At 66.2% G+C, this 21392-nt stretch carries 23 protein-coding genes; 12 read left to right on the forward strand and 11 right to left on the reverse strand.

The genetic code is table 11. The features are described from left to right. Positions 1–78: 78 nt before the first annotated feature. Both L8G49_RS01110 and L8G49_RS01115 read left to right on the forward strand, forming a co-directional pair. Positions 79–1557 carry an ABC transporter substrate-binding protein gene (locus L8G49_RS01110; RefSeq protein WP_242181916.1) on the forward strand — a complete coding sequence of 493 codons (1479 nt, stop codon included), beginning with the start codon at positions 79–81 and terminating at the stop codon, positions 1555–1557. A gap of 26 nt (positions 1558–1583) precedes the next feature. Then, a complete protein-coding gene (locus tag L8G49_RS01115; RefSeq protein WP_242137137.1) occupies positions 1584–1997 on the forward strand; it encodes a DUF4112 domain-containing protein in 414 nt (137 codons plus the stop codon). A 23-nt stretch (positions 1998–2020) separates the two neighbouring features. Here the strand turns inward: L8G49_RS01115 and L8G49_RS01120 are convergent, their stop codons facing one another. The 3 genes from L8G49_RS01120 to nadC all read right to left on the reverse strand — a co-directional run bounded on the left by L8G49_RS01120 (position 2021) and on the right by nadC (position 4090). Then, positions 2021–2728: a ribonuclease T gene (locus L8G49_RS01120; RefSeq protein WP_242181918.1), complete on the reverse strand. Its 708-nt coding sequence runs from the start codon at positions 2726–2728 to the stop codon at positions 2021–2023. After that, on the reverse strand, positions 2725–3150 hold the full coding sequence (locus L8G49_RS01125; RefSeq protein ID WP_242137139.1) for a hypothetical protein: 426 nt from the start codon (positions 3148–3150) through the stop codon (positions 2725–2727). Before L8G49_RS01125 ends, L8G49_RS01120 begins: the two co-directional genes overlap by 4 nt. Before the next feature lie 76 nt (positions 3151–3226). Further along, positions 3227–4090, reverse strand: coding sequence for a carboxylating nicotinate-nucleotide diphosphorylase (gene nadC, locus L8G49_RS01130; RefSeq protein WP_242181920.1), 864 nt, complete (start codon positions 4088–4090; stop codon positions 3227–3229). A gap of 520 nt (positions 4091–4610) precedes the next feature. On the opposite strand from nadC, the gene L8G49_RS01135 reads away from it, so the two are divergent. Next, entirely contained in the window at positions 4611–5339 is a 729-nt protein-coding gene (locus tag L8G49_RS01135) for a Crp/Fnr family transcriptional regulator (RefSeq protein WP_242181922.1), read from the forward strand. Positions 5340–5352: 13 nt separating this feature from the next. On the opposite strand, the gene L8G49_RS01140 is transcribed toward L8G49_RS01135, so the two are convergent. The 7 genes from L8G49_RS01140 to L8G49_RS01170 all read right to left on the reverse strand — a co-directional run bounded on the left by L8G49_RS01140 (position 5353) and on the right by L8G49_RS01170 (position 11508). Beyond that, the gene (locus L8G49_RS01140; RefSeq protein WP_242181924.1) at positions 5353–5589 is read right to left on the reverse strand and encodes a hypothetical protein; all 237 of its coding nucleotides are present in this window, start codon (positions 5587–5589) and stop codon (positions 5353–5355) included. 44 nt (positions 5590–5633) lie between these two features. Then, on the reverse strand, positions 5634–6644 hold the full coding sequence (gene nadA / locus L8G49_RS01145; RefSeq protein WP_242181926.1) for a quinolinate synthase NadA: 1011 nt from the start codon (positions 6642–6644) through the stop codon (positions 5634–5636). 52 nt (positions 6645–6696) lie between these two features. Further along, a complete protein-coding gene (locus tag L8G49_RS01150) occupies positions 6697–7422 on the reverse strand; it encodes a hypothetical protein (RefSeq protein WP_242181928.1) in 726 nt (241 codons plus the stop codon). 345 nt (positions 7423–7767) lie between these two features. Next, entirely contained in the window at positions 7768–8451 is a 684-nt protein-coding gene (locus tag L8G49_RS01155) for a DUF4230 domain-containing protein (RefSeq protein WP_242181930.1), read from the reverse strand. After that, positions 8448–9305 carry an MBL fold metallo-hydrolase gene (locus L8G49_RS01160; protein ID WP_242181932.1) on the reverse strand — a complete coding sequence of 286 codons (858 nt, stop codon included), beginning with the start codon at positions 9303–9305 and terminating at the stop codon, positions 8448–8450. The genes L8G49_RS01155 and L8G49_RS01160 overlap by 4 nt, the downstream gene beginning before the upstream one ends. A gap of 95 nt (positions 9306–9400) precedes the next feature. After that, entirely contained in the window at positions 9401–11143 is a 1743-nt protein-coding gene (locus tag L8G49_RS01165; RefSeq protein ID WP_242181933.1) for a M56 family metallopeptidase, read from the reverse strand. Then, complete coding sequence (locus L8G49_RS01170; RefSeq protein ID WP_242181935.1) at positions 11140–11508, reverse strand: BlaI/MecI/CopY family transcriptional regulator; 369 nt, start codon at positions 11506–11508, stop codon at positions 11140–11142. The genes L8G49_RS01165 and L8G49_RS01170 overlap by 4 nt, the downstream gene beginning before the upstream one ends. A 118-nt stretch (positions 11509–11626) precedes the next feature. Between L8G49_RS01170 and L8G49_RS01175 the strand changes: the two genes are divergently transcribed. From L8G49_RS01175 to L8G49_RS01215, 9 genes are all read left to right on the forward strand, one after another. Continuing rightward, positions 11627–12538, forward strand: a complete 912-nt coding sequence (locus L8G49_RS01175) for an SMP-30/gluconolactonase/LRE family protein (protein ID WP_242181937.1) — start codon at positions 11627–11629, stop codon at positions 12536–12538. 24 nt (positions 12539–12562) lie between these two features. Further along, positions 12563–13255 carry a VIT family protein gene (locus L8G49_RS01180; RefSeq protein ID WP_242137150.1) on the forward strand — a complete coding sequence of 231 codons (693 nt, stop codon included), beginning with the start codon at positions 12563–12565 and terminating at the stop codon, positions 13253–13255. A 71-nt stretch (positions 13256–13326) separates the two neighbouring features. Continuing rightward, positions 13327–14028, forward strand: a complete 702-nt coding sequence (locus L8G49_RS01185) for a CoA transferase subunit A (protein ID WP_242181939.1) — start codon at positions 13327–13329, stop codon at positions 14026–14028. A gap of 215 nt (positions 14029–14243) precedes the next feature. Next, entirely contained in the window at positions 14244–14942 is a 699-nt protein-coding gene (locus tag L8G49_RS01190) for an HAD family acid phosphatase (RefSeq protein ID WP_242181941.1), read from the forward strand. Beyond that, a complete protein-coding gene (locus L8G49_RS01195) occupies positions 14942–15577 on the forward strand; it encodes a CoA transferase subunit B (RefSeq protein ID WP_242137153.1) in 636 nt (211 codons plus the stop codon). The genes L8G49_RS01190 and L8G49_RS01195 overlap by 1 nt, the downstream gene beginning before the upstream one ends. Next, on the forward strand, positions 15574–16473 hold the full coding sequence (locus L8G49_RS01200) for an alpha/beta hydrolase (RefSeq protein ID WP_242181943.1): 900 nt from the start codon (positions 15574–15576) through the stop codon (positions 16471–16473). The genes L8G49_RS01195 and L8G49_RS01200 overlap by 4 nt, the downstream gene beginning before the upstream one ends. A gap of 48 nt (positions 16474–16521) precedes the next feature. Further along, the gene (leuC, locus tag L8G49_RS01205) at positions 16522–17973 is read left to right on the forward strand and encodes a 3-isopropylmalate dehydratase large subunit (protein ID WP_242181945.1); all 1452 of its coding nucleotides are present in this window, start codon (positions 16522–16524) and stop codon (positions 17971–17973) included. Positions 17974–18136: 163 nt separating this feature from the next. After that, complete coding sequence (leuD, locus tag L8G49_RS01210) at positions 18137–18766, forward strand: 3-isopropylmalate dehydratase small subunit (RefSeq protein ID WP_242181947.1); 630 nt, start codon at positions 18137–18139, stop codon at positions 18764–18766. After that, on the forward strand, positions 18729–19733 hold the full coding sequence (locus L8G49_RS01215; RefSeq protein WP_242181949.1) for an NADPH:quinone oxidoreductase family protein: 1005 nt from the start codon (positions 18729–18731) through the stop codon (positions 19731–19733). The genes leuD and L8G49_RS01215 overlap by 38 nt, the downstream gene beginning before the upstream one ends. 120 nt (positions 19734–19853) lie before the next feature. On the opposite strand, the gene L8G49_RS01220 is transcribed toward L8G49_RS01215, so the two are convergent. After that, positions 19854–21299, reverse strand: coding sequence for an Nramp family divalent metal transporter (locus tag L8G49_RS01220; RefSeq protein WP_242181952.1), 1446 nt, complete (start codon positions 21297–21299; stop codon positions 19854–19856). Between the last annotated feature and the right edge of the window lie 93 nt (positions 21300–21392).

The following is a 21392-nucleotide window of genomic DNA, read 5'->3' on the forward strand; positions in this document are numbered from 1 at the left end:
GGCGGGATCGGCCGGTCACGGCCGCCCGAAAGCGAGTCCCCGGTAGCGCCCCCCCGGTAGCGGTGGCACAGTGGCGCGATGTCGTTACCGCGTTTCCTGTCCGTCGCACCCTGCGTCTCATCGCTCGTTCTGGCGCTGGGGCTGGCCGCCTGCTCGGCGAAACCCGATAGCGGGCCGGTCGTCGTCAGCGCGATCGGCGAAGCTCCGGCACTGGCCGACGCCGCGAAGGGCCCCCTCGACCCGGCGGCACGGGTTCTGCTGGACGCGACCGCGCAGGGCCTCGTCCGGTTCGACGCGAGCGGTCAGATCGAGCCCGGGATCGCGGAACGCTGGAGCGTGATCGATAACGGCACCAGCTACATCTTCCGCCTGCGCGAGGGCGAATGGCCGGACGGGCGTACGGTGACAGCGGCGGAAGTGGTAAAGCTGCTCCGCCACCAGCTGGCGTCGACCTCGCGCAACGTGCTCGCCCCGTTTCTCACCGCAATCGACGAAATCGTCGAGATGACCCCGGAGGTGATCGAAATTCGCCTCAAGCGGCCCCGCCCCGATCTGCTCAAGCTGTTTGCCCAGCCCGAACTGGCGGTGTTCCGCATCGCGCCCCCGGGCGGCAGCGGACCGTACCGGATCGTCGCGCAACGCGGAGACGTGGTGCGGCTCCGCCCCGCCTTCGACCCCTCGCGCGCGGCGGACGACGATTCGGCGGAACCGCCCGCCGATGCGACGGTCAAACTGATCGGCGAGCGTGCGGCAAAGGCGATTGCACGGTTCGAGGCACAATTGTCGACAGCAGTATTGGGCGGGAGCTTTACCGACTGGCCGATCGTGCTCGAAACGCGGATCGCGCCGATTAACCGGCGCTTCGATCCGGCGGCGGGTCTGTTCGGAATGGCGATCACGCGCCGCGAGGGCGTGCTGTCCGACCCCGCCAATCGCGCCGCGATCGCGCGCAGCATCGATCGCGCCGGCTTTACCTCGGCGATATCGCCCGAATGGGCATCGACCACCCAGTTGCTGCCAGACCAACTCGATTCCGCCGCAGCCCCTGCCCTCGCCGCCTGGACCCAGCCGCTCGCACCGGGCGAGCCCACGCCCCGCGCGAGGATCGATGCCTGGCGCGCGGCCAATCCCGGTGACATCCATCTGAAAGTGGCGCTGCCCGCCGGGCCGGGCGCGACGATCCTCTATGGCTATGTCGCCGGCGCATTGCTGTCGCTGGGGATTGTCCCGGAACGCGTTGCTGCGGATGCGCCCGCGGACCTGCGGCTGATCGACGAGGTCGCGCCCTATGACAGCGCGCGCTGGTACGTCGCGCGCGCGTGCCAGCCCTGCAGCGGAGCGGCGCTGCTCGCGATCGAGGCGGCCCGCGACGCCGACTCTCCGCGCCTGCGGTCGCAGCAGATCGCGGCCGCGGACGCGGCCCTGGCGAGCGACGTCGCCTTCATTCCGCTGGCGCGACCGCTGCGGTGGTCGCTGGTGTCGATCCAGCTGAAGGCATGGACCGCAAACCCACGCGCATGGCACCCGTTGAATCATCTGCGTAGCGACACCAATTGAGAGACATGGTGCAGAACACGACACGGATGAGCCCCCCGCCCTTCGGCGAAATGGCATCACGCTTGGCAAGCAAGGATCCGGCTGCCGTGCGGCAGCGGATCGAGGCGATGGAGCATCTCCTCGAGGGGCTGTTCACCATCCCGCTGCTCAACCGCAAGGTCGGGCTCGACGTGCTGCTCGACATCCTCCCGATCGGCGGCGACGTCATCGGCGCGGCGATGGGCAGCTGGATGGTGTGGGAAGCGCGCAATCTCGGCATGTCGAAAATGCAGATGGCGCGGATGTTCGGCAACGTCGGGATCGACTTTGCGCTTGGCATCATTCCGTTCGTCGGGGCGGTGCCCGACCTGTTGTTCCGCTCCAACTCGCGCAACCTGAAAATCATCAAGCGGCATCTCGACAAGCATCACCCGGCGCTGGCGGTCGTGGACCAGGCCTGAGCGCCGGTGTGGTCAGGCGCGGCTCAACTCTTGCCGCGCCAGATCTTGATCGCCGTCGTGTCCGGGACACCGCCGGAATTGGCATGGCAGCGCGTATAGGCAAAGCGCTTGTCGAGACACAGCCAAAGTTCGTCGAGCCAGCCGCGCTTGTTGACGGTGATGCGGATCGCTTCTGCCGGCAAGCCAGGATTTTGCCCGGCAATGGCGTGGGCGAGCTGTCCTGCGTTCAGGGGCGTACGCGAGAGCGTGCGCACGTCGGGGAACCGCAGTTTCCCGTACAGCCCGGTGGACCGCGCGAAATAGGCGTCCGGCGTGATCCCCATGCAGGTGCCGTGCTTGGCCCACTCATGCTGCATCAACTGGGGCGCCGGGGTGGAACAGACCGAGCGCTTGATCACCGCGTCCGACAGGAGCGGCGTGGCGGCGCAATATTGCGGCCAGTCCTTCCCGATCCCGTCCGGCCATAGCCCGTGCAGCGTAAAGCCGAAGCGGTTCCCGCTGCGGCATTCGAAGCGCGCTTGCGGATCGCGGGCATTGCCGTGGCAATATTCGGGCGCCCAGGTCAGCGCGAGCGTATAGCCGCCGATCGGCAGGATCCGACGTGGCTGGCTCGCCGATGGCAGGTCGGGATGGGGCCGCGGCAATTGCGCGGGAATGCTGCACTGATCGCTCTGCGCGAAGGCAGCGCCCGGTGCCCCGAACAGCGCGAGCGCGTATAGCACGGCCTTCATGCGACCGGCTCCCCGAACCAGGCGCGCGCATCCGGCTGGAACAATTTCCACGCCGCGATGCCGTTGAGCACCAGCGCCACGACCGCCAGAACGCCGCCGAGACCGGGCTGGATCGTGCCCATCGCGGCGCCGCTCAATACGCCGACCAGGCTCAGAGCGAAGAATGCGGCGATGATCCATTTGGCGACGACGGAGCGTTTGCGCGCGGTAAAGAACCACAAGGTCGCCGAAATCGCGATCCCGATCGCGGTGCCGAACAACAGCATGTTGCTGCCGAAGGACGGGCCGAACCGCGCGGCGGCCGGGTTCTCCGACAGCCGTTGGATCGATGCATTGAAGGACAAGGCGGTGTTGACCAGCCCGACCGCGACCGCGCCGAGATAGCAGCGTTCGAACCAGATGATCGAAATAGGACGTTCCATGAGTCGCTTCCCCCAAAGCATAGTCCGTGAAGCTTAGCGGCGAACCCGCGCAGCGCAACGGCGCTGGCCGAGTGCCTTACGACGTCGGCGTGAAATCCAGGCCAAGATCCGCCGCCGGTGCCGACTGGGTCAGCCGCCCGACGCTGACATAACGGACCCCGGTCTCTGCGATCGCGCGGATCGTGTCGAGGCGGACCCCGCCCGAAGCCTCGGTCGGGACGCGGCCGTCGACCCGCGCCACGGCCGTGCGCAGCGTCGCGACGTCCATGTTGTCGAGCAGCAGATGCGTCGCGCCGGCCTGCAACGCCGGATCGATCTGGTCGATCGAATCGACCTCGACGATGATCTGCGCGATTCCCGCCGCCACCGCGCGCGACACGGCCGCGCCGATGCCGCCCGCCACCGCCACGTGATTGTCCTTGATCATCGCGGCATCCCACAACCCCATGCGATGGTTGGTCGCACCGCCCATCCGCGTGGCATATTTCTCCAGCCGGCGGAGGCCGGGGATAGTCTTGCGCGTATCGAGCAGGGTCGCCCCCGTCCCCGCGATCGCATCGACATAGGTGCGCGTCAGCGTCGCCACGCCCGACAGATGTTGCACCAGGTTCAGCGCGGAGCGTTCCGCGGTCAGCATCGCGCGGGCCTTGCCCGCCAGGCGCAGGACATCGCTACCGGCCGCGATGCGGTCTCCGTCCGCCGCGAGGCGCTCGATTTGCACGTCCGGGTCGAGCGCGCGAAAGAAGGCCTCCGCGATCGGCAACCCGGCGACGACGATCGCTTCGCGGCTGTCCATCACTCCGGTGAAACGCGCGTCGGCCGGGATCACCGCCTGCGACGTGATATCTCCGATCGCACCGAGATCCTCCGCGAGGGTTGCGGCAACGAACGCATCGAGATCGAAGGCGTCGAGGGTGAACGGTGCATGCGGATCGGTCATGCCCCGCTCTAGCCGAGCCGACCGTTGGGCGCAGCCGGAAATGTGATCAGGACCGATCACGAATGGCACCGCGTCGCCAAAGCCCAACCCCGGAACCGATCCACCTCGCTTGCTGGGGATTGCAAAGGTGCTGTCGCGTAGGACGATGCCGGTCCCGACATCCGCGGCAATCACCTGTCGCGCTATAGTAATAGGCCGCAAATTCAGCGAGTTGTTGTCGTCAGATGCGAGGCCATCGGGATCGAGTAAAAGATGGCCTGCCTGACGCAGGTGGAAATAGTAGCAAGACACCCGCCGCTCCGGACGCACTGGAGGAGCACACATCGGACCGGATCGGAGGATAGATCGAGGTTGCAATAGAAAGTGAGGATGGCAGAGCTTATCATTTGTTACATATTAATTTGACAAATGATCATAACATATTTCTCCACATGTGTTAGAGCAGCGCCATCTCCGGGCAGCTACAAGGGCGCCGGGGACAGAGAGACACGACATGCTCCCGCCCTTTAGCGGGAAGCCGATGCAAGCCACTCCAATTCACGACACCATTATTGCCAGTCTCGCGCGCCGCGGCACGCTCGACCAGGACGATCATGCCGCCATTCGGCGGCTTACCCTGACCCAACGCCAGATCGAACCGTCCACCTATCTCGTCCGCGAAGGCGAAAAGCCGACCCGTTGCGCCTTCGTCCTGTCCGGCTTCACCTATCGCCAGAAACTGACCAGCAATGGTGCACGGCAGATCGTGTCGCTGCAGATCCCGGGGGAGTTCATCGATCTGCAGAATCTCTGGCTCGACGAATCCGACCATAATGTGCAGGCGCTGACACGCGCGCAGATCGCCGACGTCGATATCGCGGCGCTCCGCACGACCGTGACCGAACGTCCCGCGATCGCCGCGGCGATGTGGCTGGAATCGCTGATCGACGCGTCGATCTTCCGTGAATGGATCGTCAACATCGGCCGCCGCGACGCGCATACGCGGGTCGGCCACCTGTTGTGCGAGTTTTCGCTCCGGCTCGAGGCCGCGGGGGTCGCGACGACCCGGGCGTACAACCTGCCGATGACGCAGGAACAGCTCGGCGATACCGTTGGCCTGACCCCGGTGCACGTCAACCGCGTGCTGAAAGCGCTCGCCCAGCGCGGCCTGATCGAACGCGACCGCCGCCAGATCCGCATCGTCGACTGGACCGGGCTACGCGACGCGAGCGACTTCAACCCGCGCTACCTGCATCTGAAGCAGGTCTAACGCGCGCGCCGGATCATGGAGCCGCGACGGTTCCCGTCACCTTCAGCGTCATGACCCGGTGTTCGCGACCGTCCTCGACCTGGATCTCGAAACGGATGTCGGTCCTGCCGGCGCGGAAATCCGACGTCAGGATCCCGCCGGCCGCGTCGGACGCATGGTCCCGCGCCCGGTCGACCGTGGCCATCTCCAAGCCGGTATCGTCCCGCGTGAACGAGTCCTGGCTCTGCAAGTCAAAGAAGTATCGCGGCATTTTCACAGAGTGCCGAACTCGGCGATCCGCTGCATTATACTGCGTTAGTCACCCGAAACCCGCAGCGGGCCGAGGTCGCCCATGCCCACCGTCCCGCTCGCCATGGCCAACATGGCGTCGAGGCTCTTCTTCGCACGAAGCCTCAGATCTTCTTCGATTTCGATCCGTGGGCTGAGGTCGCGCAGCGCGACGTAGAGCTTCTCCATCGTGTTGAGCGCCATGTACGGACAGATGTTGCAATTGCAGTTTCCGTCCGCCCCCGGCGCCCCGATGAAGCGCTTGCCCGGCGCCGCTTTCTCCATCTGGTGGATGATGTGCGGCTCAGTAGCGACGATCAGCGTATCACCGGGCATCGAGTCGGCGAAGGCGAGGATCCCGCTGGTCGATCCGACATAGTCGGCATGGTCGAGAATATAGGGCGGGCATTCGGGATGCGCCGCGATCGGTGCGCCGGGGTGCTGCAGTTGCAGCTTGAGCAATTCGGTCTCGCTGAACGCCTCATGCACGATGCACACGCCCGGCCACAGCAGCATCTCCCGCCCGGTCTTGCGCGCGAGATACCCGCCGAGATTCTTGTCCGGCCCGAAGATGATCTTCTGGTCGAGCGGGATCTGGCTGAGGATCTTCTCCGCCGACGAGGAGGTGACGATGACGTCGCTGAGCGCCTTCACCTCGGTCGAACAGTTGATGTAGGTGAGCGCGATATGATCCGGATGCCCGGCGCGGAAGGCGGCGAACTGGTCGGGCGGGCAGCTGTCTTCCAGGCTGCACCCGGCATCCATGTCGGGCAGCACGACGATCTTGTCGGGGCTGAGGATCTTGGCGGTCTCGGCCATGAAGCGAACGCCGCAGAAGGCGATGACGTCGGCATCGGTCGCCGCGGCCTTCTTCGAAAGGTCGAGACTGTCCCCGACGAAATCGGCTAGATCCTGAATTTCGGGCTTCTGGTAATAATGCGCCAGGATCACGGCGTTGCGATCCTTGCGCAACCGATCGATCTCCGCGCGCAGGTCGAGCCCCGTCAGCGTCCCGCCAATACCACCGCGTGCGTCCATGACCATCCTCCCGCCTCAACTGCGGTCCACATGGCCCCGCGGGCGGCGGTGATCAACCCATCAGTGTCTTGGTCAGCGAAAGCAGCGGCGGCGAGAAAGCCAGCGGCCGCATCAGCGCAATCGCCGCGGTGATCGCGCCGAAGCCCCAGAGATAGGCCGGGTGGACCCGCCCCCGGGTCAATACGTCAAAGGCCATCGCCACCGCGACATAGACCGCCATCACCAGCCAGATCGACCACAGGATCCAGGTGCCCATCAACGGCAGCGGCAACAGCCGCCCCACCCCCGGCGTCATCACGACGACCGCCCCGCACAGCATCAACCGGCGATGCCAGTCGGGCTGCGCGCGCATCGCGACCGCGGTCCAGGTGAGCCCGGCGAACAGCAGATCGACCGTCCAGTCCATCACGATGAAGACGTTGGGCTCGAAAAAGAACGGGATACGGTGCGTGATCGCGGACAGCGTGGTGACCGAAAACCCGACCGCCACCATCCAGCCGAGATAGGCGCTGGCGATCCATCCAAGCTGCCGATGGAGTGCCATCGTTCCCCGGAACACCAGGAAGTTCTGGGTGAGATACAACGTCAGCCAGCCCATCGCGGTCACGCCGTGGAGATGCACCCACCAGGGCGACGCGAGCGTCGATCGTCCCATCGCGAACTGCAGCGCGAACCCCGACACCGTCGTAACCACGATCGCGATCGCCAGGGCGAAGAAGAACGCCCGCTCGCGATCGACTCCGGCCCCTGCCCCTGCCCGTTGCGCCTGCGTAGCCACCCGCGATCCCCCGCCGAATCTCGATACGCAGGCGTTATCATATTTCGGGTAGCGAAACCAGAGCGTGACGCGTTCGCGCCGCCGCCAAAGTGGCCCCCGCCCCCTCCGCCCCTACCCGTCATCTGCCGTTTTCCCGCAGAAGCGGGAATCCAGGGCCAAGCAGAACGACGGCACATACCTCTCGCGACTCCTGGACTCCCGCCTTCGCGGGAGAACACCTCCTGTCTCGCAGAGGCCATTCGAAGCCGCGGATCCATCATCTTGCATGTGCGCAAGACACCCCGGCGACAGCCAGTATGGATCCCCGCTGCAAGAGCACGAACCATGGTTCGCAACCGTCGCGGGCTACCCGCGGTTACCCAGCACCTCGGCGATCGAGCGCGTGGTGTCCCACAATTCGCTGGCGTCGTGCGCCTCGTCCGCAAAACGCACCTTTACCGTCGCGTCGAGCCCGGCGGCGCGCAGCGGCAGCGCGAAGCTGCGTTCGACTGCGCGGCGGGTCGCGTCGCGCGCCAGCTTCATCGGCACCGGCTCGTGCGCCTGGCGGATCAGCTCGCGCTGTCCCGCCGCCCGGTTCGCCGCCTGCAGCTTGGCATCCGCATCGCTGATCGCCGAGAGCAAGCCGCCCTCGCCATATTCGCGGATCTGCGTCAGGTCGATCTGTGGCGGCGAGACCTCGATCGGCGGCAGCACGACGCCCAGCGTGCGGGTCTTCGCATCCCAGGTGACGTCGCGCGCGGTCAGCTTCGCCATGTCGACGCGATAGTCGACCGTGCCGGGCATGATCAGCGTCTTCTTGCTGGTCAGGCCATATTGCGATTGCGTCGAGGTCGATACCGCGACGAAGCGCGCGGCAAAGGCGGACAGCCGGTTCTGCTCGCGCAGCCCCTGTAACGATCCGCTAGCGATCGTCACTGGGTCCGGTCCCGCCAGCTTGTGCTCGACCAGCGCGCCGATGCCCCAGAACAGCGCCAGGATGAACAGCGCGATCAGCGCGAGCGCGCCGGCGAATTTCCCCAGGAACTTCATGCCGCCACGCTCCACATATCGCCATCGGCGCGCACCTGCCCGCGCTGGCGCAGGTCGATCAGATGCGCGAGCACCGAACGCTCGGCCGCCGGGAACAGTCGCGGGTCGATGCCGACATACATCCGCCCGACCATCGCCGGGATCGTCTCGGGGGCGACGCGCAGCATCCGCAGGATCTGCCCCTCGCGCTGCTTGCGATGCCCGAGCATGCCGCGCACCAGCCGCTGCGGATTTTCGACCGGGTCGCCGTGGCCCGGATAATAGACCCGGTCGTCACGCCCCATCAGTTTTTCGAGGCTCGCCATATAGGCGGCCATGTCGCCATCCGGCGGAGAGACGATGCTGGTCGACCAGCCCATGACATGGTCGCCCGAGAACAGCGCCTTGCTCTCCGGCAGCGCGAAGGCGAGATGGTTGGAGGTATGCCCCGGCGTGGCGATCGCGGTCAGCGTCCACCCGTCGCCGACGACACTGTCGCCTTCGCCCAGCACGCGATCGGGTGCGTAATCGGAGTCGAATGCCGCATCCGCGCGCGGCCCGAGGTCGTCGAGCACCAGCGGCGCGCAGCCCACGATCGGCGCGCCGGTGATCGCCGCGAGCGGGCGGCTGGCGGGGCTGTGGTCGCGGTGCGTGTGGGTCACGACGATCGCGGTGACCGGGCGTCCGGCGATCGCCGCGACCAGCGCGTCGATGTGCGCGGCATCGTCGGGACCCGGATCGATCACCGCCAGATCGTGCGTGCCGACCAGATGCACCTGCGTGCCGGTGTAGGTAAAGGGGGACGGATTTGGGGCGAGCAACCGGGCGACGAGGGGCTCGCGCTGTTCGGCCACGCCGGTCTGTTGCTCGCTCATCGCGCCGAGATGGCGGCAGACGCCGCGCGGCGCAAGTCCGCGCGGTGTCCCCGCCCTGCCGTCACTGCCCCGCCGTCACCGCCCCGCCGTCACCGTCAGGGCAAGCGGCTGAGATTGGCCTCGAGTTCGGCGATCGCGGTATCGATTCCGTCGAGCGTGTGGCGGCGCGCATCGGCGGGCATGTCGCGGTTGGCCATCATTCGTGCCCGCGTCGCGCGCAGCCCGACCAGTGCATGGGCATAGGCGTCGTGCTGCATGCGGGCGCCGTTTGCGGCAAGCTGCGCGCCGCGCGCCGCCGCCGCCGCACCGCGCGCGGACGCCGCGGCGATCCGGTCGGTGCACAGCGTGATCCGCCGCCGTCCGTCGTGCTCGTCCTCGATCGTCATCCGGGTGCCCGCGCCGCAGGCAAGCGAGCGCATCTCCGGCACGGCCGGCGTGCGCGGCGGGATCGGCAGCGACGTTGCCATGCCGTCCTCGCCGATCATCGTCGCCTGCCCGTTCGATCCGAGCTTCACATAGCGTCCGTGGCGAACGATCCGCTTGCCGTCCCGGTCGGTCGTGACGAGATAGGTTCCTGCACCGTCCGCCAACACCTCGGGGGGGAGCGGTGGCGACGGCGGCGCTGCCGGGGCGGGCGGCGCGGCGTCGAGCGGCTCCGTGGGCGCTGTCGGAGCGATCGGAGCGATCGGCGCTTGCGGAGTCTCGGGCGCCGCACCGGAGGTCGTCTGGCGCGGCATCGCAGGTGTGACGGCCAGGGCGTCGACGGCACGGTTTTGCGCCATCCCTTCGGTTGCGAGCGCGGCCGGAACCGCCGGAGCCGCCGGGACGACCAGCGCGGCAATATCCACGCCGGTCGCATGCTTGACGCCCGAGCGCATCCGTTCCGCCGCCGCACTGCCCGAAGCGGTCAGCGCGAGACCGCCGAGCGTCAGCGCCGCGATCGCCACGCCGCCGCTCGCCAGCCGCAGCCGTGACGTCCGCCGCGTCGTGAGCATCCGCAGACGTCCCTTCAGATCGTCGACCGTGTTGAGATGGCAGGTCGCGGCGACCGAACCGTACAGCGCGGGATGCGCCGCCTTGACGATCGCACAGGCATAGGTGTGCCGCCGCATCGGGTTCATTCCCGCCAGGACGCGTGCATCGTTGGCGATTTCCTGGTCGGCCCGGAATGCGCGGAACGCGCGCCACGCGATCGGGTTGAACCAGTGGAGCGCGAGCACGCCGAGCGCGATCCAGTTCGCGATGAGGTCGCCGCGTTCGTGATGGCCCATCTCGTGCGCCAGCGCGAGATCGCGTTCCTCGGGATCGTAACGTTCGGCGAAATCGCGGGGAAAGGCGACGTAGCGCCGCACGACGCCGAACGCGAGCGGGCCGCTCGCCGCGCCGCTTTCGATGACGCTGACTCCGTCCAGCTCGGCCCGCTGGCCGACGCTCGCCAGCAGGCGCGCGCAGAAGCGACGGTGCGACAGCGCATGCCAGGCAAAGAAACCGGCTGCCCCAATCACCCACGGCACGCCGAGCAGCGGCAGGATCCAGGCATGGACGTGGGCGGCTTCCGCCCGGACGACGGGCGCCGCCAGCAGCATCGTCACCGGCTCGGCGGCGCGCAGGACGTCCGCGACCGCCGCCTGATGGAGGGCTGTCTTGGTTGCCACATGCCATCCGCCGGGCAGCGGCGGCAGTGCGAGCCGCAATACCGGCAGCGCCCACAGCGCATAGGCGACATGCGCGCCGAACGCGCGCCGTACCGGGCCGCGCAACAGCAGCACCAGCACCATCAGGACGCTCGACGCGATCAGCGCCTCGACTGCCCAGCTTGCTCCGACCGGCCCGATCATCCCTTCAGTCCTTTCAGCAGTGCCTCGATTTCTTCGATATCCTGTGCGGTCAGTTCGTCGCGCTCGGCGAGATGCGCGACCAGCGGCGTCAGCTTGCCGCCGAACAGCCGGTCGATCAGTCGTTTCGATTCGCCTGCGACATAATCTGTACGCGCGACCAGCGGGCGGTACAAATACCGGCGACCGTCTTCCTCATGCGCGATGATGTTCTTGGCCAGCAGGCGACCGAGCAACGTCTTGACCGTATTGGCACTCCAGTCGCGCGTCGCCGGAATCCGCTCGACCACGTCTTGCGCGGTCAGTGGGCTTTCGTACCACAGCACCTCCATCACGGCATGTTCGGCATCACTGATCTTCTCGGTCATTCGAGTCGCCTCCGTACTGACTACATCCGTAATCGTAATGTTTACGTCTGTAGTCAATCCCATACTTGTCGCTGCCGCCAGACGCGATAAGCTCCGCGTCAAAACCGAGGAGTAGGCGATGTTTGCCACGATTGCGCAGGGGCTGCGCTTCCCCGAGGGGCCGGTCGCGATGCCCGACGGCAGCGTCGTGCTGGTCCAGATCGCCGCCGGCCGGATCAGCCGGGTGCATCCAGACGGCACCGTCCAGACCGTCGCTGAGCCCGGCGGCGGCCCCAACGGCCTCGCGATCGGCCCCGACGGCAAGCTCTATTGCTGCAACAACGGCGGCTTCGACTATATCGAGCATCCCAGCGGCCTGCTGATCCCGCACGGCCAGGCGGCCGATTACTCGGGCGGCCGGATCGAGCGGATCGACCTGGCGACCGGCGCGGTCGAGATCCTGTACCGCGACGGCGATTTCGGTTGCACGCTGCGCGGCCCGAACGACATCGTGTTCGATGCGCACGGCGGCTTCTGGTTCACCGACCACGGCAAGACCCGTCCGCGGGAGCGCGACGTGACCGGCATTTTCTACGCCAGAGCGGATGGCAGCCACCTCGAGGAGGTCATCTTCCCGAGCGAAAACCCCAACGGCATCGGCCTGTCGCCCGATGGCAAGCGACTCTACGCCGCGGAAACCTACACCTGCCGCCTGATGGCGTTCGACGTGGTCGCGCCCGGCCAGATCGACCCGACGGCCGGCCTCGGCGGTCCGGGACTGCCGCTCTACCGCCCGGCCGGCTACAAATTCTTCGACTCGCTGGGAGTCGAGGCCTGCGGCAACATCTGCGTCGCGACGATCGGCGAGAGCGGCATTTCCGTGATCTCGCCAACGGGCGACCTCATCGATTTCGTGCCGACGCCCGATCCGTTCACCACCAACATCTGCTGGGGCGGCCCGGATCTGCGAACCGCCTACATCACGCTGTCCGGCACGGGGCAGCTCATCCGAATGGACTGGCCACGTCCCGGTCTGGCACTGGCCTATTGAGCCATGCGCGGCTAGGGCGGCGCAATGATCAGACACGGCGAAAAGCATCTCGTTCAGCGCATTGGCTGGCTCCGCGCGGCGGTTCTCGGAGCCAATGACGGCATCCTCTCGACCGCGAGCCTGATCGTTGGCGTCGCGGCGGCGGCACGTGCTCCGTCGGAGGTGGTCCTGACCGGGGTCGCCGGCCTGGTCGCCGGCGCGATGTCGATGGCAGCGGGGGAATATGTCTCGGTCAGTTCGCAAGCCGACACCGAGGCCGCCGAGCGGGTCCGCGAAGCGGCTGAACTGCACGAAGACCCGAAGGCCGAGACGAAGGAGCTCGCGGCGATCTACCGCCAGCGCGGGCTTGATTCGGCGTTGTCGTTGCAGGTCGCCGAGCAGTTGATGGCGCACGATGCGCTCGGCGCGCACATGCGCGACGAACTCGGCATCCACGAAGTGATGGAAGCGCGTCCGGTCCAGGCCGCGCTCGCTTCGGCGGCGAGCTTTGCGACCGGAGCGTTCTTCCCGGTGCTGATGGCCTTCCTGTTCCGCGGCACCGCGCTGATCGAGGCGGTCGTCGCGGCGACGCTGGTGTTGCTGGCGGTGCTGGGCGCGGTCGGCGCGCGCATCGGCGGCGCCCCCTTGTGGCGCGGCGCGCTGCGGGTGCTCTTCTGGGGCGCGCTGGCGATGGCCGTCACGGCGGGCATCGGCCATCTGTTCGGCACACAGGTCTGATCGGCGACGGCGGCTTGACCGGTCGCCTCGCGCCGCCCTAATCGGACCGCAACATCCGAAAGGACCAGCCGATGCGCAAGATCTACCCCAATGCCGCCGCCGCCCTCGACGGCGTGCTCCACGATGGGATGATGATCTGCGCGGGTGGGTTCGGCCTGTGCGGGATCCCCGAACGCCTGATCGACGCGATCCGCCTTGCCGGCACCAAGGACCTGACGATCGCGAGCAACAATGCGGGGATCGACGGCGAAGGCCTCGGCAAGCTGCTGCGCACGCGCCAGGTGCGCAAGATGATCTCGAGCTACGTCGGCGAAAACAAGGAATTCGAGCGGCAATATCTGTCGGGCGAGCTGGAGGTCGAATTCTGCCCCCAGGGTACGCTCGCCGAACGCTGCCGAGCCGGCGGTGCGGGGATCCCCGGATTCTATACCAAGACCGGCGTGGGAACGCTCGTTGCCGAGGGCAAGGAAGTGAAGACGTTCGATGGCGAGGAGTATATTCTCGAACGCGGCATCCACGCGGATCTCTCGATCATCAAGGGCTGGAAGGCGGATGAAAGCGGCAACCTGATTTTCCGCAAGACCGCGCGTAATTTCAACCAGCCGATGGCGACCGCCGGAAAGGTCTGCGTCGCGGAGGTCGAAGAGATCGTGCCGGTTGGAGCGCTCGATCCCGACTGCATCCATTTGCCGGGCGTCTATGTACAACGGCTTATTCTTGGGGCGCCCTACGACAAGAAGATCGAGTTCCGCACGGTGCGCGAGGCTGCGTGAGCGGGGGGACGCGGTTGGGCGTAAGCGGCGCCGGACGCCGGCGATGGCGTGAAGTTCTCTGGGCTTCGGCGTGCGCAGGGATGCTGCTGACGCAAGGATGTGCGACATCCACGCCGCGGCCTTCGATCGATGCCGTTGCGGCTGTCCCGCCCGGGATGCAGTATCTCTACGGGTCGGCAGAAGCGGCGGCCCAGTCGGTCCAGACCTGGCGACAGTTGGCCGGCTTCGTCGCGATGCAGACGGCGACGTCGCCAAGGGAATCGGTTGTCCTGGCGCCGGAGGCAACGCTCGCCGATCCTCGGTGGGTCGCCTGCGGTACAAAGCCGAAGGCCGTCGTATTCGACGTGGACGAAACGGTCCTGCTCAATCTCGGGTTCGAGGCAAACGATGCGATCCATCCCGCGGCCTACGACCAGAAGACGTGGGACGCGTGGGAACGCACCGGCGGCACGAAAGTCGTCGCGCAACCGGGTGCCGTGGATGCGCTCGACACGCTGCGACACCTCGGCGTCACGGTGATCTTCAACACCAACCGTTCCGCTCGCTATGCGGCGGCGACCCAGGGGGCGATCGAAGGCGCCGGATTGGGACCCGCCGTGCATGGGACAACGCTGTATCTGTCCGACGACGATGGCTCGGGCAGCAAGAAAGACGGCCGCCGAGCCGCGATCGCCGCGAAATATTGCGTGCTGGCCATGGGTGGTGACCAGCTCGGCGATTTCAGCGACCTGTTCAACGACGGCCTTGCGCCGTCGGCGCGCCGCGCCACGGCATTGACTGGCCCGATCGGCAAGCGGTTCGGCGCCGGATGGTTCGTATGGCCAAACCCGGTTTATGGAACCGCCGTAAAGGGCGGCATGGACGACGTGTTTCCGAGAGACAAACGCTGGGCACCGCCCGCAGGAGATCGATAATGGCATGGACCCGCGATGAAATGGCAGCCCGCGCCGCGCGCGAACTGCAGGACGGTTTCTACGTCAATCTCGGGATCGGCATCCCGACGCTGGTCGCCAACCATATTCCGCCGGGCGTGGAAGTTACGCTGCAATCCGAAAACGGCATGCTGGGCATCGGCCCCTTTCCGCTCGCCGGCCAGGAGGATGCCGACCTGATCAATGCGGGCAAGCAGACGATCAGCGAACTGCCGCAGAGCGCCTATTTCAGCTCCTCCGACAGTTTCGCGATGATCCGCGGCGGCCACATCGACCTGACCGTGCTGGGCGCGATGGAAGTCGCCGAAAATGGCGACATCGCCAACTGGATGATCCCGGGAAAGATGATCAAGGGCATGGGCGGCGCGATGGATCTGGTCGCGGGGGTCAAGAAGATCATCGTCGTCATGGAGCATACCTCCAAGAACGGCGACCCCAAGTTCATCCCGGCGTGCACCCTGCCGCTGACCGGCAAGAACGTCGTCGACATGATCGTCACCGATCTCGCGGTTTTCCAGCGTCCCGATCACAAAGCGCCGTTCAAGCTGCTGGAGATGGCTCCCGGCATTACCGCGGACGAGATCGCCGCGAAGACGACCGCCCGGTATGTGATGTGAAGCGCTGGCTGCTTGGCACGGCCCTGGCGCTTCTTCTGGTGGTCGCGTCGATCGCGGCCTTTGTCTCGCCGCCGGCTATCCTCAGTCTGCTCGACGCCGTCGCAGGGGGTGGCATCGGCGTAGAGCGCGCGGCCAATGCTGTCGCGTTCGGGACGCACGGCCAGACGCTCGACGTCTGGCGTCCCGTCGCATCCGCCAAACGCCCACGGCCCGTGATCATCTTCTGGTACGGCGGCGGTTGGGTAAAGGGCGATCGCGCCGCCTATGCCTTTGCCGCGCGCGCGTTCGCGAAGGCAGGGTTTATCGTGGTCGTGCCGGATTACCGCAAGGTTCCCGCGATCCGCTTTCCCGCGATGCTGCAGGACGGGGCCCAGGCGGTCCGTTGGACCCGCGACCACGTAGCGACCTTCGGCGGCGATCCCCGGCAGGTCGCGCTGTCGGGGCATTCGGCCGGTGCCTATACGGTCGCGATGCTCGCGCTGGACCAGCGCTGGCTCCGCGCCGAGGGTGTCGATCCGCGGATCGTCCGCGCGGCGGTTCCGTTGTGCGGACCGTATGACTTCTATCCATGGACGTCGGACCGGGCGCGCGAAGCCTTCAAGGGCGTCGTAGATCCGGTGATGACCCAGCCGATCCATTTTGCGCGCAGCGATGCGCCCCCGATGTTGCTGATCACGGGGACTGCCGACACGACGGTCCGTCCGCGCAACGCGATCCATCTGGATGCGGCGCTGCGTGCCCTGGGGGCGCCGGTATCGTTGAAAAACTATCCGGGCCAGACGCATGAGGCGATCGTCATGGCTGTGTCCGTGCCGTTTCGGCGACGATCGACGGTCCTTGCCGATAGCGTCGGTTTCATCACTCGGGTGCTCGAGCGGAACCATTCAGCGCAATAAAACCGCGCCAAAGATTGCATTCGCGCAGCTTTCGGTTAGAGGGCCGCCATGGTTAGCCGTCCCCTCACCCTGTACGAAAAGATCTGGTCCGATCACGTCGTGGAACGCCGCGACGATGGAACATGCCTGATCTACATCGATCGTCACCTCGTGCATGAGGTTACCAGCCCGCAAGCCTTTGCCGGATTGCGCGCCAATGGCCGCTCGGTCCGGCGTCCCGATCTCACTCTGGCCGTACCGGACCACAACCTGCCCACCACCGCGCGTCGCGACCGCGACGGCGCCCGCCTGCCCATCTCCGATCCGGAAAGCGCGGCGCAGCTCGATGCGCTCGAACGTAACACGCGGGACTTCGGAATCGACTATATCGATGCGGTCGCCGCCGCGCAGGGGATCGTCCATGTCGTCGGTCCCGAGCAGGGCTTTACCCTGCCCGGGACGACGCTGGTGTGCGGCGACAGCCACACGTCGGCCCATGGCGCGCTCGGCGCGCTCGCGTTCGGTATCGGAACCAGCGAGGTCGAGCATGTGCTCGCGACGCAGACGCTGCTGCTCAGCCAGTCCAAGACCATGGAGATCCGCGTCGATGGAACGCTAGGATTTGGCATTACCCCCAAGGACGTCATTCTCGCGATCATCGGCGAGATCGGCGCGGCGGGCGGGACCGGCCATGTCCTCGAATATACCGGTTCGATCATTCGCGGCATGTCGATCGAAGGGCGCCTGACCGTCGCCAACATGTCGATCGAAGGCGGTGCGCGCGCCGGCCTCGTCGCGCCGGACGAGACCACATTCGCCTATCTCCAAGGCAAGCCGATGGCGCCCAAGGGCGATGACTGGGACAAGGCGGTTGCCTATTGGCAAACTCTGCCCAGCGACGCGGGTGCGCGCTATGATCGGGTCGTCACGCTGGACGCGACCGATATTGCACCGTTGCTCACCTGGGGCACCAGCCCGGAGGACGTCGTTGCGATCACGGGCCGCGTCCCCGACCCGGACAGCTTTGTCGATCCCGCGAAGCGCGATGCAGCCCGCAAATCGCTCGAGTATATGGGACTGACGGCCGGCACCGCGATGCAGGATGTCGGCATCGACTATGTCTTCATCGGCAGTTGCACCAACAGCCGGATCGAGGATCTGCGGTCCGCCGCGCATGTCGCGAACGGACGGCGCGTCGCCGATGGGGTCCACGCGTTGGTCGTGCCCGGATCGGGACTGGTCAAACGACAGGCGGAAGCCGAGGGGCTTGACCGCATCTTCCTGTCCGCCGGATTTGAATGGCGCGAGCCGGGATGCTCTATGTGTCTGGCAATGAACCCCGATAAAGTACCGGCCGGTCTCCGGTGCGCTTCCACTTCGAATCGGAATTTCGTAGGACGTCAGGGTCCGGGGGCGCGTACGCACCTGGTCTCGCCAGCGATGGCCGCAGCAGCGGCCGTCACCGGACGATTAAGCGACGTACGCGACCTCGTCTCGAAGTCCGGGGGGGACACCATATGAAGCGCGTTCTGGTATTGCTGGTCATGGGTACATTGTTGAGCGGTATCGCGGCCTATGCTGCGAGCGCGCGTACGAACGCGAATGACGCCATCGCGGCCAAAGCGCGGTAACGGCCGGCCGCGTTGGCCGGGCCTCCATTAGTCGTCGGGAATTGGACCAAGTGATGCAGCCGGTTACGCATGTCTCGGGCGCGGCCTATCCGTGGGGCCAGAAGAACGTCGACACTGACGTCATCATTCCGGCGCATTGGCTCAAGACCGTGACGCGCGACGGCCTCGGCAAGGGCGCGTTCGAGACGGTTCGGGCCAAGCCGGACAACATCTTCGACAATCCCCGCTACGCGGGTGCGCCCATCCTGATCGCCGGCGACAATTTCGGCTGTGGATCCAGCCGCGAGCACGCCGCCTGGGCATTAGCCGACATGGGCATCACCGCCGTCATTGCACCCAGCTTCTCCGACATCTTTTCGGGCAATGCGTTCAAGAACGGGATCGTGACGGTGGCGCTGCCGCAGGAACAGATCGATCGCCTGATCGCGGTTGCACAGGATCAGCCGGTGACGGTCGACCTCGAAACGATGACCGTCACTACGCCGTATCAAGACCGCTTCCCGTTCGAACTCGACGCATTCCGTCGGCAATGCCTGATGGAAGGGCTGGACGAGATCGGCCTGACACTGGCAAGAGATACCGCGATTTCGAAATACGAAGCCGGGGTAAACGAACACCGGCCGTGGATGAGCGGAGAACGGGCGGATGCGAGCACTCTTGTCGAAAGCGCCGGGCGGACCTGAAACCCTAACCATCGATACACTGCCCGATCCGGTCGCGGCACCCGGTCAGGTTGTCGTCGCGGTCAAGGCCTGCTCCATCAACTATCCCGATGTCCTGATCATCGAGGACAAATACCAGTTCAAGCCACCCCGCCCCTTCGCCCCGGGCAGCGAAATCGCCGGCGTCGTTGAAAGCGTTGGGGCGGGCGTCACCGAGTGGACGGCGGGAGACCGTGTCATCGCCACGACCGGATCGGGCGGCCTGGTCGAAAAGATCGCCCTTCCCGCGACAAGCCTGTTTGCGCTGCCCGACGGACGCAGCTTCGCCGAGGGGGCGTCGCTATTGCTGACCTATGGCACGACGATCCACGCGCTGCTCGACCGAGGCCATCTGGCAGAGGGACAATCGATGCTCGTGCTCGGCGCGGCGGGCGGGGTCGGGCTTGCCGCGATCGAGCTTGGCAAGGCGTTCGGCGCGCGGGTCGTTGCGGCCGTCTCTTCCGACGAGAAAGCACAAGCCGCGCGGGACGCCGGCGCGGACGAAACGATCGTCTACGCCCGTGCACCGTTCGACAAGGACCAGTCCAAGGCGCTTGCAGAGCAATTCAAGGCTGCCGGCGGCATGGGCGGCTACGACGTCATCTATGATCCAGTCGGCGGTGATTATGCCGAGCCTGCGCTCCGATCGATCGGCTGGGAGGGACGTTACCTGGTAGTGGGCTTTCCGGCGGGCATTCCCAAGCTGCCGCTCAATTTGACGCTTCTGAAAAGCTGCGACGTGTGCGGCGTGTTCTGGGGCGCGTTCGCGGCGCGGGACCCGCAGGCGAATCGGGCGCATATCGATCGCGTGTTCCGACTGTGGAAGGACGGCAAGATCATGCCGCGCGTAACGGAAACCTTCGCCTTCGAAGATGGCGGCAAGGCGATTGCCAAGATGGCCGCACGGGGCGCGATCGGAAAACTGGTGGTGACGGTCGCGGACGAGTAGCAGAGCGGGGAACGCGCCCGGAGCGCAGAACGCCCGGGCCGCCGGCGCATCACGAACGCCCTGGGTCCCGCCCGACGCGGGAACCCAGCCTTGTTGCTTGTCCTTCCGAGCCGCCCGCTACTACCCTGCGGCCTCGACCGGCGGCGTGTAGAAAAACCGCACATACGCCGCGAACCCCAGGATCGCTGCCGCGATGACCGCGACCCAGATCGGTCCGATCGTCTCCCACACGAGATAGACGTTCAGCCCCGCGATGAGCGTGCAGATCGTGTAGCCGACTACTCTTACCCAAGCGGGATTGGCAAACTCGCCCATCCGCGCGCGACTGCTTGTCACCATGATCAGCGGAAAGATTGCGAACGGCAGTTGCATGGACAGCACGACTTGGCTCACCACGAGCAGTCCGACGGTGTCTTTCCCGCCTGTCGCGGAAATGACGATTACCGCCGGGATGATGGCCAGGCCCCGCGTTACCAATCGTCGCAGCCACGGCGCGACGCGGATGCGCAGGAATCCCTCCATCACGATCTGCCCGGCCAGTGTTCCGGTGATCGTGCTGGACTGCCCTGACGCGAGGAGCGCCAGCGCAAAGGCTGTTGCGGCCACCCCGCCCAACGCAGGACGAAGCAGTTGGTGCGCTTCCTGCAACTCGCTCACCACCATGCCGTTGCGCCAGAAGACCGCTGCGGCGAGGATCAGAATTGCCGCGTTCACGAAAAAAGCCATGCCAAGCGCCAGCACCGTATCGATGGTGTTGAAGGTCAGCGCCGCCTTGACGTCGCGCTTGCCGGTCCCGAACGCGCGAGTCTGTACGATCGATGAGTGCAGATACAGGTTGTGCGGCATCACCGTGGCACCAAGGATGCCCAGCGCGATGAGCAACGCCGCGGTGTTCGGAATGACCGGGGTCACCGCGCCCAGCGCAACCGCGCTCCAGTCCGGTTTCGCCAGCACCATCGTATAGGCAAAACACAAGCCGATCGTCGCAACCAGAACGATCACCACCGCCTCGATCTTGCGGAAGCCCCGGTTGATCAGCAGCAACAACAGCAGCACATCAAGACCCGTGAGAACCACCCCCCAAAGCAGCGGTAGCCCCAGCAAAAGGTTGAGCGCGACGGCAGAGCCGACCACCTCGGCCAGGTCACAGGCAATGATCGCCACCTCGCACAACAGCCACAAGGCAATCGCCACCGGTTTGGCATAATAATCGCGGCACGATTGGGCCAGGTCGCGCCCGGTCACGATCCCGAGCCTGGCGCACAACACCTGCAGAAAAATGGCCATCAGGTTGGACGACAATATGACCCACAGCAGCGCATAGCCGAACTGACTCCCGCCAGCGAGGTCTGTGCCCCAGTTGCCGGGATCCATATACCCGACCGAAACGAGAAAGCCCGGGCCGGCGAACCCCAGCCATTGCCGCCAGCGCGACCGCTTGGGGTCGCCCGTCTCCCAGACCTTAACGCTGCGATGCGCCTCCGGCAGGGACCGCCCGGAATCGTCCGGTGTGACGGGGTCGGACAGGCGCTCGAACACTACGCGTCTTGGAGGTGATGAAGCCATACCGTTCCCGCCCTACCCGAACTCGCGCGATTCTCCGACGCGGAATCGTCGTCGAACGGTTGCGACGACGATGCGTTGCACCGGGGCGACGCT

The organism is Sphingomonas sp. CARO-RG-8B-R24-01 (assembly GCF_022662295.1).
Classification (GTDB): Bacteria; Pseudomonadota; Alphaproteobacteria; order Sphingomonadales; family Sphingomonadaceae; genus Sphingomonas.

Excerpts from the sequence above, each read along its gene's own strand:
- nadA (WP_242181926.1), bottom strand. The coding sequence starts at position 6,644 with ATGGACGCACGCGGTGGTATTGGCGGGACGCTGACGGGGCTCGACCTG.
- L8G49_RS01215 (WP_242181949.1), top strand. The coding sequence starts at position 18,729 with ATGCGAGCACTCTTGTCGAAAGCGCCGGGCGGACCTGAAACCCTAACC.
- L8G49_RS01195 (WP_242137153.1), top strand. The coding sequence starts at position 14,942 with ATGGCATGGACCCGCGATGAAATGGCAGCCCGCGCCGCGCGCGAACTG.
- L8G49_RS01180 (WP_242137150.1), top strand. The coding sequence starts at position 12,563 with ATGATCAGACACGGCGAAAAGCATCTCGTTCAGCGCATTGGCTGGCTC.
- L8G49_RS01110 (WP_242181916.1), top strand. The coding sequence starts at position 79 with ATGTCGTTACCGCGTTTCCTGTCCGTCGCACCCTGCGTCTCATCGCTC.
- leuD (WP_242181947.1), top strand. The coding sequence starts at position 18,137 with ATGCAGCCGGTTACGCATGTCTCGGGCGCGGCCTATCCGTGGGGCCAG.
- L8G49_RS01155 (WP_242181930.1), bottom strand. The coding sequence starts at position 8,451 with ATGAAGTTCCTGGGGAAATTCGCCGGCGCGCTCGCGCTGATCGCGCTG.
- L8G49_RS01125 (WP_242137139.1), bottom strand. The coding sequence starts at position 3,150 with ATGGAACGTCCTATTTCGATCATCTGGTTCGAACGCTGCTATCTCGGC.
- L8G49_RS01115 (WP_242137137.1), top strand. The coding sequence starts at position 1,584 with ATGAGCCCCCCGCCCTTCGGCGAAATGGCATCACGCTTGGCAAGCAAG.
- L8G49_RS01135 (WP_242181922.1), top strand. The coding sequence starts at position 4,611 with ATGCAAGCCACTCCAATTCACGACACCATTATTGCCAGTCTCGCGCGC.
- L8G49_RS01120 (WP_242181918.1), bottom strand. The coding sequence starts at position 2,728 with ATGAAGGCCGTGCTATACGCGCTCGCGCTGTTCGGGGCACCGGGCGCT.
- L8G49_RS01175 (WP_242181937.1), top strand. The coding sequence starts at position 11,627 with ATGTTTGCCACGATTGCGCAGGGGCTGCGCTTCCCCGAGGGGCCGGTC.
- L8G49_RS01165 (WP_242181933.1), bottom strand. The coding sequence starts at position 11,143 with ATGATCGGGCCGGTCGGAGCAAGCTGGGCAGTCGAGGCGCTGATCGCG.
- leuC (WP_242181945.1), top strand. The coding sequence starts at position 16,522 with ATGGTTAGCCGTCCCCTCACCCTGTACGAAAAGATCTGGTCCGATCAC.
- L8G49_RS01220 (WP_242181952.1), bottom strand. The coding sequence starts at position 21,299 with ATGGCTTCATCACCTCCAAGACGCGTAGTGTTCGAGCGCCTGTCCGAC.
- nadC (WP_242181920.1), bottom strand. The coding sequence starts at position 4,090 with ATGACCGATCCGCATGCACCGTTCACCCTCGACGCCTTCGATCTCGAT.
- L8G49_RS01160 (WP_242181932.1), bottom strand. The coding sequence starts at position 9,305 with ATGAGCGAGCAACAGACCGGCGTGGCCGAACAGCGCGAGCCCCTCGTC.
- L8G49_RS01140 (WP_242181924.1), bottom strand. The coding sequence starts at position 5,589 with ATGCCGCGATACTTCTTTGACTTGCAGAGCCAGGACTCGTTCACGCGG.
- L8G49_RS01170 (WP_242181935.1), bottom strand. The coding sequence starts at position 11,508 with ATGACCGAGAAGATCAGTGATGCCGAACATGCCGTGATGGAGGTGCTG.
- L8G49_RS01185 (WP_242181939.1), top strand. The coding sequence starts at position 13,327 with ATGCGCAAGATCTACCCCAATGCCGCCGCCGCCCTCGACGGCGTGCTC.